This window comes from Colwellia sp. RE-S-Sl-9, assembly GCF_048296855.1.
Lineage (GTDB): Bacteria > Pseudomonadota > Gammaproteobacteria > Enterobacterales > Alteromonadaceae > Pseudocolwellia.
This window is the reverse complement of record NZ_CP182631.1, coordinates 4,412,876-4,428,505: the sequence shown is the minus strand read 5'-3', so window position 1 is coordinate 4,428,505 and position 15,630 is coordinate 4,412,876. Positions and strand designations below refer to the sequence as shown.

Annotated in this window: 12 protein-coding genes; 4 read left to right on the top strand and 8 right to left on the bottom strand. The window is 36.6% G+C overall.

Annotated features, from left to right (window positions below):
- The 4 genes from accD to mltF form a co-directional block, all read right to left on the bottom strand.
- Nucleotides 1–867: an acetyl-CoA carboxylase, carboxyltransferase subunit beta gene (gene accD / locus ACM9HF_RS19245; RefSeq protein ID WP_473613162.1), complete on the bottom strand. Its 867-nt coding sequence runs from the start codon at nt 865–867 to the stop codon at nt 1–3.
- A gap of 160 nt (nt 868–1,027) precedes the next feature.
- Nucleotides 1,028–1,810: a tRNA pseudouridine(38-40) synthase TruA gene (gene truA / locus ACM9HF_RS19240; protein ID WP_473613161.1), complete on the bottom strand. Its 783-nt coding sequence runs from the start codon at nt 1,808–1,810 to the stop codon at nt 1,028–1,030.
- Between the two features lie 146 nt (nt 1,811–1,956).
- Nucleotides 1,957–2,094: a hypothetical protein gene (locus ACM9HF_RS19235; protein ID WP_473613160.1), complete on the bottom strand. Its 138-nt coding sequence runs from the start codon at nt 2,092–2,094 to the stop codon at nt 1,957–1,959.
- A gap of 87 nt (nt 2,095–2,181) precedes the next feature.
- The gene (mltF, locus tag ACM9HF_RS19230; RefSeq protein ID WP_473613159.1) at nt 2,182–3,687 is read right to left on the bottom strand and encodes a membrane-bound lytic murein transglycosylase MltF; all 1,506 of its coding nucleotides are present in this window, start codon (nt 3,685–3,687) and stop codon (nt 2,182–2,184) included.
- 264 nt (nt 3,688–3,951) lie between these two features.
- Here mltF and purL point away from each other — a divergent pair, with 264 nt between their 5' ends.
- A complete protein-coding gene (purL, locus tag ACM9HF_RS19225; protein WP_473618336.1) occupies nt 3,952–7,881 on the top strand; it encodes a phosphoribosylformylglycinamidine synthase in 3,930 nt (1,309 codons plus the stop codon).
- Between the two features lie 529 nt (nt 7,882–8,410).
- On the top strand, nt 8,411–10,681 hold the full coding sequence (locus ACM9HF_RS19220; protein WP_473613158.1) for an endo-1,4-beta-xylanase: 2,271 nt from the start codon (nt 8,411–8,413) through the stop codon (nt 10,679–10,681).
- Nucleotides 10,682–10,907: 226 nt separating this feature from the next.
- Here the strand turns inward: ACM9HF_RS19220 and ACM9HF_RS19215 are convergent, their stop codons facing one another.
- On the bottom strand, nt 10,908–11,123 hold the full coding sequence (locus tag ACM9HF_RS19215; RefSeq protein WP_473613157.1) for a hypothetical protein: 216 nt from the start codon (nt 11,121–11,123) through the stop codon (nt 10,908–10,910).
- Nucleotides 11,124–11,149: 26 nt separating this feature from the next.
- Nucleotides 11,150–11,491, bottom strand: a complete 342-nt coding sequence (locus tag ACM9HF_RS19210) for a ribonuclease E inhibitor RraB (protein ID WP_473613156.1) — start codon at nt 11,489–11,491, stop codon at nt 11,150–11,152.
- Between the two features lie 147 nt (nt 11,492–11,638).
- On the opposite strand from ACM9HF_RS19210, the gene ACM9HF_RS19205 reads away from it, so the two are divergent.
- Nucleotides 11,639–12,547 carry an RluA family pseudouridine synthase gene (locus ACM9HF_RS19205; RefSeq protein ID WP_473613155.1) on the top strand — a complete coding sequence of 303 codons (909 nt, stop codon included), beginning with the start codon at nt 11,639–11,641 and terminating at the stop codon, nt 12,545–12,547.
- 13 nt (nt 12,548–12,560) lie between these two features.
- Here the strand turns inward: ACM9HF_RS19205 and dapA are convergent, their stop codons facing one another.
- Nucleotides 12,561–13,469, bottom strand: coding sequence for a 4-hydroxy-tetrahydrodipicolinate synthase (gene dapA, locus ACM9HF_RS19200; protein WP_473613154.1), 909 nt, complete (start codon nt 13,467–13,469; stop codon nt 12,561–12,563).
- 115 nt (nt 13,470–13,584) lie between these two features.
- A complete protein-coding gene (locus tag ACM9HF_RS19195) occupies nt 13,585–13,896 on the bottom strand; it encodes a hypothetical protein (protein WP_473613153.1) in 312 nt (103 codons plus the stop codon).
- A gap of 241 nt (nt 13,897–14,137) precedes the next feature.
- Here ACM9HF_RS19195 and ACM9HF_RS19190 point away from each other — a divergent pair, with 241 nt between their 5' ends.
- Entirely contained in the window at nt 14,138–15,415 is a 1,278-nt protein-coding gene (locus tag ACM9HF_RS19190; RefSeq protein WP_473613152.1) for a CinA family nicotinamide mononucleotide deamidase-related protein, read from the top strand.
- The last annotated feature ends 215 nt before the right edge of the window (nt 15,416–15,630 follow it).

Sequence of the window (15,630 nt, the reverse complement as noted above, 5' to 3'; positions counted from 1 at the left end):
CTAAGAAGCTTTAGGGCTATCATACCCCATAAACTTAGCTAACATACGCGCTAATGTAGAGCGCATTTCTCTGCGATCTACAATTAAATCAATAGCACCTTTTTCTTTCAAAAACTCGCTGCGTTGAAAGCCTTCAGGTAGTTTTTCACGTACAGTTTGTTCAATAACACGCGGACCAGCAAAACCAATTAATGCTTTAGGTTCAGCAACGTTAATATCACCTAACATAGCTAAACTAGCTGATACTCCACCCATTGTAGGGTCAGTAAGTACTGACACATATGGTAAACCTTTTTCGCTCATTTTAGCTAAGGCAGCACTTGTTTTTGCCATTTGCATCAATGAGAATAAGGCTTCTTGCATACGTGCTCCGCCACTTGCTGAAAAACAAACAAACGGTAAGTTATGCTCTAAACAATATTCAACGCCTTTAACAAAACGAGCTCCAACAACTGACGCCATTGAACCACCTAAAAAGGCAAACTCAAATGCAGCTACAACAATTGGGGCGCCCATTAGCTCACCTTTCATCACAACTAAAGCATCTTTTTCGCCTGTAGCTTTTTGTGCTGCACTGATACGATCTTTGTATTTTTTAGAGTCTTTAAACTTTAAAATATCTTGTGCTTCAAACTCTTCGCCTAGCTCAATTCTACCATCCGGATCTAAAAATCCATCAATACGTTTTCTCGCACTGATACGCATATGGTGGTCACATTTAGGACAAACCGACATTTGGCGATCTAGTTCAACTTTGTATAGTACCGCATTACATTCAGTACATTTGCTCCAAACACCTTCTGGAACACCGCGTTTTTGTGTAGCCTTAGATTTGGCTTTTGGGAGAATTTTTTCTATCCAGCTCATAATTTAAATTTTGCCTATTGCATAAGGGAAGATGATTGAAACGATTAAAAAACCATCAAAACAATCAAACACATAGTAATAATCTAATATAACCCATAATTAAAACATATTTTACACTATTTTTAATACTAAAAGTTACGCTATTCGCGTAGTTTTTTCTTTAAGTTAAAAACAGTGGTCCTAAATCTCGCTTCGGAATATCAAACTCTTCAGGATAATCAACATCAACAAAATAGAGTCCAGCAGAAGCTGCTGTCATTCCAGCAACACATCTATTTTTGGCCTCTAGTACTTCCTTGATCCATGAAACTGGACGATCACCTTGTCCTACTTCCATTAATGAACCAGCAATGTTTCTCACCATATGATGTAAAAAAGCATTACCTTTTACATCTATAACGAGATAATTATTAAAACGACTTACATTACAGTGATATAAAGTTCTTATAGCAGAGTGAGATTGACAATGAACCGTTCTATAAGAAGTAAAATCATGACGCCCTAATAATAACTGGGCAGCTTGATGCATCAAATTTTCATCTAATGGCTGATGACAAAAACTAATGCCATGACTAAGAATAGCGGAACGTAATCTTGAATTATAAATAACATAGCGATAACGTCTGGCTGTTGCACTAAACCTAGCATGAAATTCATCACTTACAGGTTTAACCCAAGAAATCGCTATATCGGAAGGAAGGTGTGTATTAACGCCAAGCGTCCACGCAACGTCTTTACGAATTTGATCAGTATCAAAATGAACAACTTGATTCGTTGCATTAACGCCTGTATCGGTTCGCCCAGCACAAATAACTTCGATAGGTTCGTTAGCTATTTTAGATAAAGCTTCTTCAACCCTTTGCTGAACACCAATACCATTATTTTGGCGTTGCCAACCACAGTATTTACTGCCGTCGTATTCAATACCTAGTGCATACCGCATGATAATCTCCACATTTAAGGAGGCGCATTATCCACTACTTTTACCACAAAAAACAATATTCTTAATAATAGACTAAAAAATTATAGCCATTGCATGAATAAATAGATCTATTTTTATCCTTAAAAATATTCAATTAGTTGTTGTAATTAATTACTCTTTTCTTCTAACAAAATAGTTTCTTGTATAAATTGTGACTGACGTCGACCCATTGTTTTACTTTTTTGACGATTTAACTGTCTTCTTCTTTGGCAGCTAACTAAACGTTTTCTTGTATTAAATGACATTACGTATCTCCTTTTTAAATATCATTATGCTTATATAATATGAATAAAATATGACAACAAACAATTTATTTATATTCGGAGGTAAATTTAAGAGCTAACAGGTTCAGCTAAAGGGGAATATTCAGTTTTTTCATCATTTTCAAGAGATGTTGCTTCTTTAGGCTCTACAGATAAAGCTTCAATAGGTGCATCTTCAACAATAACATCTTCTTCATCAATACTTTGTTGATCCATCCATTCTAACGTATCGTAATAACGTCGAATGTTCTCAACGTAATTTACAGGCTCATCGCCACGCGCGTACCCATACTTGGTTTTTTTATAATATTTCTTTTGTTTTAATAAAGGTAAGCGGGATTTTACTTCTACCCAACGATCGGGGTCTCCACCTTGTCGTTGAGTAATAATGCGCGCATCATTTAAATGACCAAAACCAACATTATATGAAGCTAGAGCAAACCATAAACGATCAGGATATGGAATACGTTCAGGCATTTTTTCAATCATACGCTTAATGTACTTGGCACCGCCACTAATACTTTGTTCTACGTCAAGTCGACTTTTAATCCCCATTTGCTTGGCGGTGGGTAAAGTTAACATCATCATCCCCCTAACGCCGGTATGCGAACGAGCGTTAGGATTCCAATGAGACTCTTGATAGCTTATTGCTGCTAACAACTTCCAATCAACCTCTTGACCATATTTTTCAAATATAGGTTGATATTTTGGTAATTTTTCTTCAATCGCTTTGATAAACATACGCGTATCAACATAATTGAACTGTTCAATATGACCATAATATTTATCATCTAAAGCCAACAAAGAACCGTCATGATGAACTTGTCCAAAAAATTCAACTAAGCTAGATAATATAGAGGTATCATTTTGTTTATTTACTAGCCAAGCTAATTGCTCTTCTTCTTTTATAGTAAATCCAATACTTATTTCTGGATAATATCGACGACTGATTGCAAGCGCATTACTGTCTATAACCGTATAATCGATTTCTTCTTCTAATACTTTTAATAAAAGTTCTTCAGCATCAAGCTCAGAGCTTTCTTCCCATACTAAGTCATTATTACTGCGTTTTAATTTAGCTAAATTTTCTGCATGGCTGGTTCTAGCAGTTACAACCAATTTTCCGTTAAGGGCATCTAATCTTCTAGGTCTTTCTTTCCCTTGTTTAAAAACAAGTTTTTGGCTAACTTTATCGTAAGTTGGTGCGACACTATATTGCTCTAAACGTTTAGACGTTACTGCTAACCCTGCTGCTAAAAAATCAACGTCGCCAGAGTCTAATTTAGGGAATAAGTCATCTATATGATAGGCAGGTACCACAACAAGCTTCACGCCTAAATAATCAGCATAAGTTTTAGCAAGTTCGTATTCAAAACCTGTTGGCCCTTCAGCTTCAATGTAATAACTAGTAGGTCCGTATAAAGTACCTACCGTCACGTAGCCACGATCTATAATTCTTTGCAGACCAGAAACTTGATTAACAGGTTGGCATCCAGATATAAAAACACCTAACAATAAAATAAACTTTATTGTATATAATATATTATCTGAAAGTTTTCGTAGTATGTTGTTCATAACGCTTATTGTGTCGTTATTTACTCTATTTCGCAAAGAACTTTTTAATTTAATCCCTATATAATTAACTTTACCTTTTGATTATATTAAAAAATAAGCATGTATTTTCTATATTTATTTTCAAACAAGTTAAGCATGAATAAGTAGAAGATTTTCACCGTTAAAGTCACACTGATTGCTGTATCTTAAAATGAATTAGGTATATACTACGCGCGCTTTTTTCCTTATTAATCTAACCCGGTGAAATAGACTATGTCGATGTTGATGAAAACCCTTCGCGGGGCTCCTGCACTCTCTGAATTTAAAGTAAAAAAATTACTTATCCAATGTGCTGAGCTATCACTTCCTGTTACTGATATTTATGCAGAATACACTCACTTTGCTCATATATCTGAAGAACTTACTAGCGAAGAGTCGCACGTTTTACAACAGCTGCTTAAATACGGGCCAACTATTGAAACACATGAACCCGCAGGTGATTTTGTATTAATTACACCTCGTCCGGGCACTATTTCACCGTGGTCATCTAAATCAACAGATATCGCACATAACTGTGGTTTAAACAAAGTTATTCGCTTAGAACGTGGTATTGCTTACTACATTCAAACTGAAGAATTATCAAACGAACAACAAGCTCAGTTAAATAACTTAATTCATGATCGTATGATGGAAGCTGTATTTTCAGAAATGAGTCAAGCAACTTCACTTTTCGCATCAGCTGAGCCAGGTGAGTTAACATCAATCGATATAATGAACGGCGGTAAAGGTGCATTAGTTGCTGCAAACATTAACTTAGGTTTAGCGCTTGCTGAAGATGAAGTTAATTACTTATTTGAAAACTTTACTAAATTAGGTCGTAATCCTAACGACATCGAACTTTACATGTTTGCTCAAGCAAACTCTGAACATTGTCGTCATAAAATATTCAATGCAGATTGGACAATCGATGGCGTAAAACAGCCAAAATCATTGTTCAAAATGATCCGTAATACTCACGAACTTAATGCTGATTACGTACTAAGCGCTTATAAAGATAACGCTGCGGTTATGGTGGGTAATAAAGGCGGACGCTTCTTCCCTAACCCAGTAACGAATGAATATGGTTATAACCATGAAGACATTCAAATTTTAATGAAGGTTGAAACGCACAACCACCCTACCGCTATTTCTCCATACCCAGGTGCAGCTACGGGTAGTGGTGGTGAAATTCGTGATGAAGGTGCTACCGGTGTTGGTTCAAAACCGAAAGCGGGTTTAGTGGGTTTTTCAGTTTCAAACTTACGTATTCCTAACTTTGAACAGCCTTGGGAAACAGATTTTGGTAAACCATCGCGTATCGTTTCTGCATTAGACATTATGCTTGAAGGACCATTAGGTGGTGCTGCATTTAACAACGAATTTGGTCGCCCTGCTATTTTAGGTTACTTCCGTACTTACGAAGAAGAAGTTAATTCTTTTAACGGTAAAGAAGTTCGTGGTTATCACAAACCTATTATGCTTGCCGGTGGTTTAGGTAATATTCGTGATGAACATGTACAAAAAGGTGACATTGTTGTTGGTGCTAACTTAATCGCGTTAGGTGGTCCAGCAATGAACATTGGTTTAGGTGGTGGTGCTGCTTCTTCAATGGCTTCAGGTCAGTCAGCTGAAAACTTAGACTTTGCTTCAGTTCAACGTGAAAACCCAGAAATGGAACGTCGCTGCCAAGAAGTCATCGATAAATGTTGGCAGTTAGGTGATGCAAACCCAATTTTATTTATTCATGATGTTGGCGCGGGTGGTTTATCTAACGCATTTCCTGAATTAGTTTCTGATGGTGGTCGTGGCGGTGTATTTGAATTACGTAATGTACCAAACGACGAACGCAGTATGGCACCTCATGAAATTTGGTGTAATGAATCACAAGAACGTTATGTATTAGCCGTTTCTGATGAGCAGTTAGAGCAATTTACAAAAATTTGTGAACGTGAACGTGCGCCATTTGCCGTAGTAGGTAGAGCAACAGAAGAAGAACATTTAACGGTTACTGACTCACACTTTGCTGATGTTGATAACTTAAAAACTCCTATCGATTTACCACTAGACGTACTTTTAGGTAAAACCCCTAAAATTATTAGAGATGTTAAATCAGCCACTGCTGCTGGTGACGAACTCGCATTAGATAATATTACTCTTGAAGATGCAGCACAGCGTATTTTAACGTTACCAACGGTTGCTGAAAAAACTTTCCTTATTACCATTGGTGATAGATCGGTAACCGGTATGGTTAACAGAGATCAAATGGTTGGTCCTTGGCAAGTACCAGTAGCTGACTGTGGTGTAACTGCATCTGCTCTTGATTCTTACCACGGTGAAGCTATGTCGTTAGGTGAACGTACACCCGTTGCTTTATTAAACTTTGGAGCGTCTGCTCGTTTAGCTGTAGCTGAATCGTTAACTAACATTGCTTGTGCTGATATAGGCGATTTAAACCGTATTAAACTTTCTGCAAACTGGATGTCACCAGCGGGTCACCCTGGTGAAGATGCTGGTTTATACGAAGCAGTTAAAGCCATTGGTGAAGAGTTATGTCCGGCATTAGGATTAACAATTCCAGTGGGGAAAGACTCAATGTCGATGAAAACCACTTGGACAAAAGAAGGGGAAGAGAACGGCGAACAAATGTCGGTTACTTCACCTTTATCTCTAATTATTACAGCCTTTGGTGTTGTTGAAGATATTCGTAAAACAGTAACCCCACAATTACGTACTGATTTAGGTGAAACAGCCCTTATCGCAATTGATTTATCGCAAGGTAAAAATCGTTTAGGTGGTTCATGTTTAGCACAAGTTTATAAACAACTTGGTACTGAAACACCAGATGTAGATAACCCAGAAGCATTAAAAGGCTTTTTTAATGCTATTCAAGCATTAGTAGCTCAACAAAAATTAATCGCTTATCACGATAGATCTGACGGCGGTTTATTTACCACTGTTGCTGAAATGGCATTTGCTGGTCACACCGGTGTAGATATCGACTTATCTACACTGAAAGGTAGTGACTTAGAAATACTATTTAACGAAGAGTTAGGTGCAGTCATTCAAGTACGCGAAAGTGATTTAGACGCAGTTTACGCTGTATTTGCAGAGCATAATATTGCCGATTGTTGTAACGCTATTGGTACTTTGAACAATGAAGATACCATTCGCTTTACTCGTAATGGTGAAGAAGTATTAGCTAACACTCGTACTTACTACCGTACACTTTGGGCACAAACCACATTCAAGATGCAGTCACTACGTGATAACCCTGAATGTGCTCAGCAAGAACATGACGTTAAATTTGATACTGAAGATCCAGGCTTAAACGCTGAGCTAACGTTTGATATTAATGAAGATATTGTTGCAGACTTAATCGCGAAAGATGCTATTAATAACACCAACCCTAAGATTGCTATTTTACGTGAGCAAGGTGTTAACTCTCATGTTGAGATGGCTGCTTCATTTGACCGTGCTGGTTTTGTAGCTATTGATGTTCATATGTCTGACATTTTAGCAGGTAGAACTGACTTAGCTGACTTTAACGGTTTAGTCGCTTGTGGTGGTTTCTCTTACGGTGATGTTTTAGGTGCTGGTGAAGGTTGGGCAAAATCAATTTTATTCAACGCTAACGCACGTGAAATGTTTAAAACATTCTTCCACCGTGAAGACACATTCAGTTTAGGTGTGTGTAATGGTTGTCAGATGTTATCTAACCTTAAAGAAATTATCCCAGGCTCTGAAGCATGGCCACGTTTTGTGCAAAACAAATCAGAGCGTTTCGAAGCACGTTTCAGCCTAGTTGAGATTCAAGAAAGCCCTTCAATCTTCTTTAAAGGCATGGAAGGTTCAAGAATGCCGATCGCTGTTTCTCACGGTGAAGGTAGAACAGAGTTTAGTTCAGACGAAGCAATCGATGCAGCTAACCAATCAGGCACTGTATCTATTCGTTATGTAGACAACTACGGTCAAGTAACTGAAACATACCCTGCAAACCCTAACGGCTCACCAGATGGTATTACATCTCTTACAACAACTGATGGTCGTGTAACGATTATGATGCCACATCCTGAACGTGTATTTAGAACCGTAGCCAACTCATGGCACCCTGACGAATGGCAAGAAGATTCGCCATGGGTAAGAATGTTCCGTAACGCTCGTAAATTTATTGGTTAAATACCGGTACGTTGTAATACAAATTCTTATATAAAGTAAAGGGTGCATTTTGTGCCCTTTTTTATTACCCACTCTAATTTCAACAATGTTAATACAAAAATCTCTTCGAGATAGAAAGACAAATCCCGCTTAAACAATCATCAAAATTTTCATCAATCTATTTATGCCTGCAACGTCCCAGCCCCCTTTTTAAATGATAACGCTAACAAACAAATCAAAATATCTTGCATACCTCAGATAATGTAAAAATGACCATAAACCTTTACCACACAAAGAGATAAACAATAAAACACCAATAACATTGATCTACATTAAATAAAAACCATATTGACATAAACAAAATACACATGTAATAGTGCTCAAGAACAAATGATAACGCTAACTTTTTTTAATACCGATTTACTTGGTTTTATAAAAGTATTTCTAGGCTTAACACAATATAAATAAAAGTAAGCCTTAGAATAAAGTCTCGATGGCTTTTAGTACGCAGACTCATTTTTTCTTCTTTTAAACATAGGAAAATATAAAAATGAATAAAACCTTAGTTAAAGTGGCAGGAATAGTGACCATTATGTCTCTATTAACTGCATGTATGGGGAGTGATACAGATCCTAAAGTGCCAGAAACTCCGGAGGTTCCAGAGACTCCTGAAACACCTGAAGTGCCAGAAACACCTGAAGTACCAGAAGAACCAGAAATGGCTGACATAACTAATGGTGGATTTGAAGAAGATTCTGCCGGCCAAATGTCACCATTAGGCAACTGGGTGTTAAGACCTTCTCAAGAAGACGGTGCTATTTCTACCATTGAAGTAATCGAGTCAACAGAAGGTGTTAATAGTTATAAAGGAACAAAGGCAATTGAAGTTGTTGTCGAGGCTTTAGGGGCAAACCCATGGGCAATTGAAGCAGCTTATGAAGATATTCCTGTTGTTGGGGGTAAAGTATACGAATTTAGTGTTTGGGTTAAAGGTGAAGAAGGAGCAAGTGCTGACTTTTGGGTTCAAACACCAGCTCCTGCCTATGGTCAACTCGCTCTAATAAAAGAAACGCTAACAGGTGAGTGGCAAAAAATCACGCTAACAGCGGCTACTGCTGAAGCAGACTCCTTGATTAGATTAGCTATTCATTTTTCAAAAGAAGAGAATATTGGCAAGTCTATATACCTAGATGAATTTTCAGGCATTCTACTACCTGATGCACCGGTTGAAGAAATTCCGGATGTAGAATACAGCGCAGTTACAGCACACAGTTTAAAAGTAATATCGCCTGATTTTAACATTGGTGTAGCGGTTCCAGCGGGTGGTTTTGCTAACAGCATAATCGACAGACCTGAAGTGCAAACGGTTATTGAACTACACTTTAATCAGTTATCTGCTGAAAACATTATGAAGCCTACCTATTTACAACCAACTCAAGGCGAGTTTTTCTATGATGATGCCGATGAACTTGTTAACTATGCTAAAGACAATTCACTCACTGTACACGGTCATGTTTTTGTATGGCATTCACAAATAGCGGGTTGGATGCAAAGTTTCGAAGGTGAGAAAGCTGACTGGATAACCATGATGGAAAATCATGTAACACAAATAGCCACTCATTTTGAAGAAGAAGGTGATAACGATACAGTGACTAGCTGGGATGTTGTTAATGAAGCCTTTATGGAAAATGGTGAATACCGTGGTGCAAAAACGACTACTGATGGCGCCGATGCATCTGTTTGGTACGAAAACATTGGTACTGAATTTATACCAAGAGCATTTACAGCAGCAAGAGCAGCAGATCCAGATGCTGACTTATACTACAACGATTACAACCTGATCTGGAATGCTACTAAATTAGATGCTGTTATTGATATGGTTACTGATTTTCAAGCTGATGGCGTACCGATTGATGGCATAGGTTTCCAGTCTCATATTTCAGTTAACAGTCCTAATATTACAACAATAAGAGCACAGCTACAGAAAGTCGTAGATCTTGGTCTAAAAGTAAAAATAACTGAGCTGGATGTTCGTATGAACAATGAAGGTGGAGCAAAATTAACTTACCTTACAAGTGAAAGAGCTGATGAACAAAAGCAGTATTATCATGATATTGTTGAAGCATACCTAGATGTAGTTCCTGAAGATCAACGTGGTGGCATCACTATTTGGGGAGTAATTGATGGAGATAGCTGGTTACAAACCTGGCCTGAACCTACTACCGAATGGCCATTATTATTCTTCAATGACTATACACCAAAACCAGCATTACAAGGTTTCGCTGATGCATTAGTAGAGTACTTTGGAGAAGTTGAAACTCCGGATGCTTCAAACGAATTGTTAACAAATGGTAACTTTGAAGCTGGACTTGGTTCATGGTTAGCCCGTGGTGATGCAACAGTAAGTTTAGAAACTACCGAAGTACACGCTGGTAATAATAGCGCTTTAGTTGTAGGACGTACGGCTACTTGGCAAGGTATACAAAAAGATGTTAAGGGCTTATTCACGGCTAATGAAACTTATAGCGTTTCTGCATGGGTAAAGTTATCTGATGATACGAGTACTCATACACCTGGAATGAAGCTAACTCTAGAAATAAAACACGATGTAGATACCGATGGGACTATAACTGAAAAGACTGACTACCTTGAACTTACTACTCTTACAACAGTAAGTGCAGGTAATTGGGTGAAACTATCAGGTACTTACACGCATACAATAACAACTACAGAAAATTCTGCTGCAATTTATGTTGAAGCAAATGATATAGCTGTTGACTTTTATGTTGATGATATAATGGTTACATTGGTAGAAGAATAAAATATTTAACCTGAACTCGAGATAAACACATATTTTATTATCAATGCTATAAGCCTTGATTCACTCAAAAATTATAGCATTGACATGCTTATTTTAGCCCAAGTTCAGGTTATTTATTATAATTTAGTTGGCACGTCAAAATATAATTTGAAGATGTTTGACTGATATAATATCCCCATTATCAATCAAGGTGCGTATTTCAGAATCTTGAAGGTTACGGGTATAACTAAAGCTCAAAATCTAAAGCAATATCGGTACAGCCTTTAGTACAATATAGCCCTGGTGTTTTAGATTGCTCAGGTAATACAAGCTTTATTGGCGTACCGCAGGTTTCGCAAGTAATAACACTTCCCGCCATAACTTTTTTTATTAACGCTTTTTGGTTATTAAATGATTTAGCACTCGTTTTTTTGATGCCATCAAATTTTTTAATATCAATCATAGTGCTCTTTAGCTTATAGAAAGGAACTAATTTACTGGAAAATAAAAACCATCAAACACACCTTCAAAAGGCGCTGAGCTTTCAGTTAACAAATGGCGGTAAGCCGTAATATTTTCATACGAAGCACCAATAAACGGATAAGCGGTAACTTCCCAGGGATAATCAGCATTTTCATCAAACGGACATAAAGACAATTTTTGATTGTTTTCTAATAATAAATGACCAAATTTTAGTGCTTGCTCTTGCGACTTAAAAATAACAGTAAATTCAATTTCTCTTTCTTGGGTAATATCATTTCCCGTATTAACGGCATCCCATAAGTATTCACCAATATCATCTTGAGGAAAAAGTGTTAAATCACGTTCCATTACAACCCCTGCTATTTAATTAAAAGTATCATCTCATTAATTTTGTATATTACTATCAAAAGTCCGACAGGTCATTGTCTTGTTTGATAAACTACACCTTATAACTTTAGCTTGAACTATTTTCGTTCTACTTATTTGAAAAACTCAATGAACACTTCTGATAATATTATTTTTGAAAAACACCTTATTGTTACTACTGAGGCGAGCAATGCATTAATTGAATTAGACGCGGTTTGTAACATAAGTATTGCAGATATAAAAAAAGCGATAGCTAAAGGTGCTTTGTGGTTAACCAGAGGTAAATCAACTCAGCGTTTTCGTCGATTAAAAAAAACCTTAAAAAAAGGTGATGAATTACATTTTTATTATAACGAAGGTGTACTTAAACAAGAGCCTAATGAAGCAATCTTAATCGAAGATATGGGCGATTATAGTGTGTGGTACAAACCTTACGGTATGCTCTCGCAAGGCTCTAAATGGAGCGACCATTGTACAATAGCACGTTGGGCTCAAACTCATTTACAGCCAGAGCGTCCTGTATTTATTGTGCATCGATTAGACCGAGCGGCAACGGGTCTTATTGTTATTGCTCATACAAAAAAAATGGCACAAGCTTTTAGTCAAAAATTTGAACATCATCAATTAGAAAAACATTATCTAATTTTAGTTCATGGTGATCATAACCAACGCTCACAACCTGACAATATTAGTATTGACGTGGATGGGAAGAAAGCACTCAGTACTTTTACTTGTATTGATTACAATAGAAATATTGATGTGTCTTTAGTTAACGTAAAAATAGAGTCGGGTAGAAAACACCAAATACGTATTCACTCAGCAAGTATCGATATGCCTGTTGTCGGCGATAGGTTACATGGTATTAAAGAAAAAGATGATGTGCTTGAAGAGAAGATTAAAAAAAATATTGATCTGCAACTGTGTGCATTTTCGTTATCGTTTGATTGCCCTTTCGGTGAAATAAACACAACACCTGAGCATAAAACTTTTAGCTTACCAGAGCACCTAAGGCCTTCCTTAGCTGCTCTAACAATTTAGCATTAAATAAAAGTTAAGCTCTGTAAGTAAAGTCGTCGTCAGACATTAGCGATAAACCATCGCCAACAAGATCACTACTATCGATCTCTTTTAAAAGCGCTAAGCCTTCTTCTCTTTGCTGAAGGTTTAATGCTTGATATGGCAGTCTAAACACAGGATTAACCGCTTTGGTCATCATAAGAGCCGTATTTAATGCAATAGGATTAGGCTCGCAGAACATCCAGCTCATTAAGTTTTTAACACTATCGTTTAACGCATGATCAGGTTTATCCATTAATGTACGCATAATTTTAGGAATAATATTAGACGTAACAGAAATTACACCATGCGAACCGAACTCATGTCTACCCGCAAAACTTTCATCATCGTTACCCGACCAACAAGCAATGCCTTGTTTTTCGTAATAAGCAATACGATCATTGCCTGTACATTCTTTTACACCAATAAAGTTTTTATGCGTTGATAAGGGTTCAATAATATCAGGAGTAACATCTTGTCCTGTTCTACCCGGTACATTGTAAATAAAGGCAGGACCAATTTCTAAAACCGTTTTAAAATGCTCTAAAACTCCTTTCTCTGAAGTACGTCCATAATATGGGTTAATTTGTAAAGCAGCATGCATCCCCATAGCAAAACCATTTTTAGTTGCTTTTATTGCTTCACGGGTATTATTACTTCCAGTATTGCCAACAATAATTAACTGATCACCGTATTGATTAACACTATGGGCGATAAGCATTAAATGCTCTTCCCAGCTAAGTAAATGACCTTCGCCAGTAGTGCCTCCAACAATAATTCCGTCTACGCCAGCTTCTAGTTGTTTAGCCACAAGTAAGTCATAGGTTGCAAGGTCTATTTCACCTTTCGCATTATAAGGAGTTTTTATTGCGGTGATTAAACTTGCGTCTTTAATTCTTTTCATTGCTCTCTCAAAATTTAAAAAAATGCGGTAAATAATTTTCATTAAATCAAACGAAAACATTTACATAAATCTAACTTACAATAGGTAACAGCGCTATTAGCTCAACCAACTGTCACTAGCAGTGTGCTATTTTATCAACAACACGTCTTAGGATAAACACTTCTTCAGTAATTATGTGTTGGTATTTTACAATGCTACTGTCTAATTCCAGCACTTTATAGGCTTGATAATTTTCTTCATCAGCCATATCAGCACCGTAATGTTCTTCATCGATGAGTTCACCTTTTGTTATGGTAAAGTGAATATCACCTACTAATCCCCAATCCCCTAACTCAGTAACTTCTTCAACGACTTCTCCTTGTTTATTGTATTGAATAAATGAAAATTCAAAACTACCGTCTGGCTCTATACGGGCAAATTCTGTCATTTGGTTTCCATGAAGATCCGAATCTCCACGATACCAGTACCCTAAAAGCATATTCCGATCAAATACCTTAGCCAAAATAATAAGTACTCCTTATCCTAAAGCCTTGCATTTATTCTAACGTTAAACTTGTTTATTAGATACGTTTGAATAAACATTAATAGAACAAAATCAATGATAAAAGTATAAATACACCAAGATAGTATTTATGATAATCCCTATTATTATTTTTTAAGGTCAACACATGTCTAACATCAATTTACAATTACTACTTACGGGTAATGAACTTATAAACGGTGATGTTATTGATACAAACTCTGCCTATATTGCTAAACAATTGAAAGAATTGGGTATTGATGTTACCCGACGCGTAACCATAGCTGATAGCTTACCTGCACTTGTTAATGAAATAAAAGTAATGAGTGAAATTGCGAACATACTTATTATAAATGGCGGGCTAGGTCCTACAAGCGACGACCTAACCTCTGAAGCATTATCAATTGCTGCCAACTTATCTTTAGAAGAAAATTCACAAGCTATAAAACACCTGCAACAATGGGCAGAAAAGCGAGAGTTAACCCTTGATAAAGCTAATTTAAAACAAGCGTTATTACCTGAAACTTGCAATATTATTAATAACAGAACAGGTAGTGCTGTGGGTATTCACCTCAAGCTAAATAATTGTGATATTTTTTGCACGCCCGGAGTACCAAGCGAATTAAAAATAATGCTTAACGAAGAAATACTTCCTCAACTAAAAAGTCAATTACCGAAACAAGAATTTCTTCATACCACGCGATTGCAAACCTTTGGCATTGGTGAATCAAAACTTCAAATGTTAATGGAAGAACATCTACCCGATTTACCTTCAAATATAGAAGTAGGCTATAGAGCTAACTCCCCTACTTTAGAGCTGAAATTAACTACTCATACAAAAACAGCTTACACTTTAAAAGAAACATGGCTAACAAAAGTTTATCAGGTATTAAATGATCATATATTAGGTGAAATAAAAGACGATGACTTAAGCTTGCCTATGTGTGTGTTTCAGCAATTATTAGATAACAAATTAACAATAACTACAGCAGAATCTTGTACAGGGGGGTTAATTGCAAGCCAAATAACAGCGTTGGCAGGCTCTTCTCAAATATTTGAAGCCGGTTATGTGACTTACTCAAATAAAATGAAAACTAAAATGCTGTCGGTTCCACCAACAACATTAGAAAGTTATGGTGCCGTGAGTAAAGAAACAGTTATTGCCATGGCACAAGGAGCACTTAAACATAGTAATGCTGATATAGCTATAGCCGTATCAGGTATAGCAGGCCCAACAGGAGGAACAACAGAAAAACCTACAGGCACGGTATGGATTGCATGGGGAGATGCAACCAAAATGAATACCCAACATTTTATTATAAAAGGTAATCGAAATTACTTCCAAAAAGTGGTTGCAGCAAGATCCTTAGATTTAGTGCGTCGTTTTATATTAAAAAGTACCTCTGTACCTTTATATTTAAAATAGCTTTATAACTTAAAGAGGCTTAATGTTCAGGTTATTCTTGTTATTTAATTGCTTAGTAAATTAAAACTTTATATATTTAGAGTTAGAACAGTTTATTTATTACTTTATGGCCGCACTTAAGGTATTGTTGGTAAAAATATTTTCTTATACTTTTATATACTAATCAGCAATAAAATGTGACTTAAAACTGAAACCAGTTAATAAAATTAGGGGCT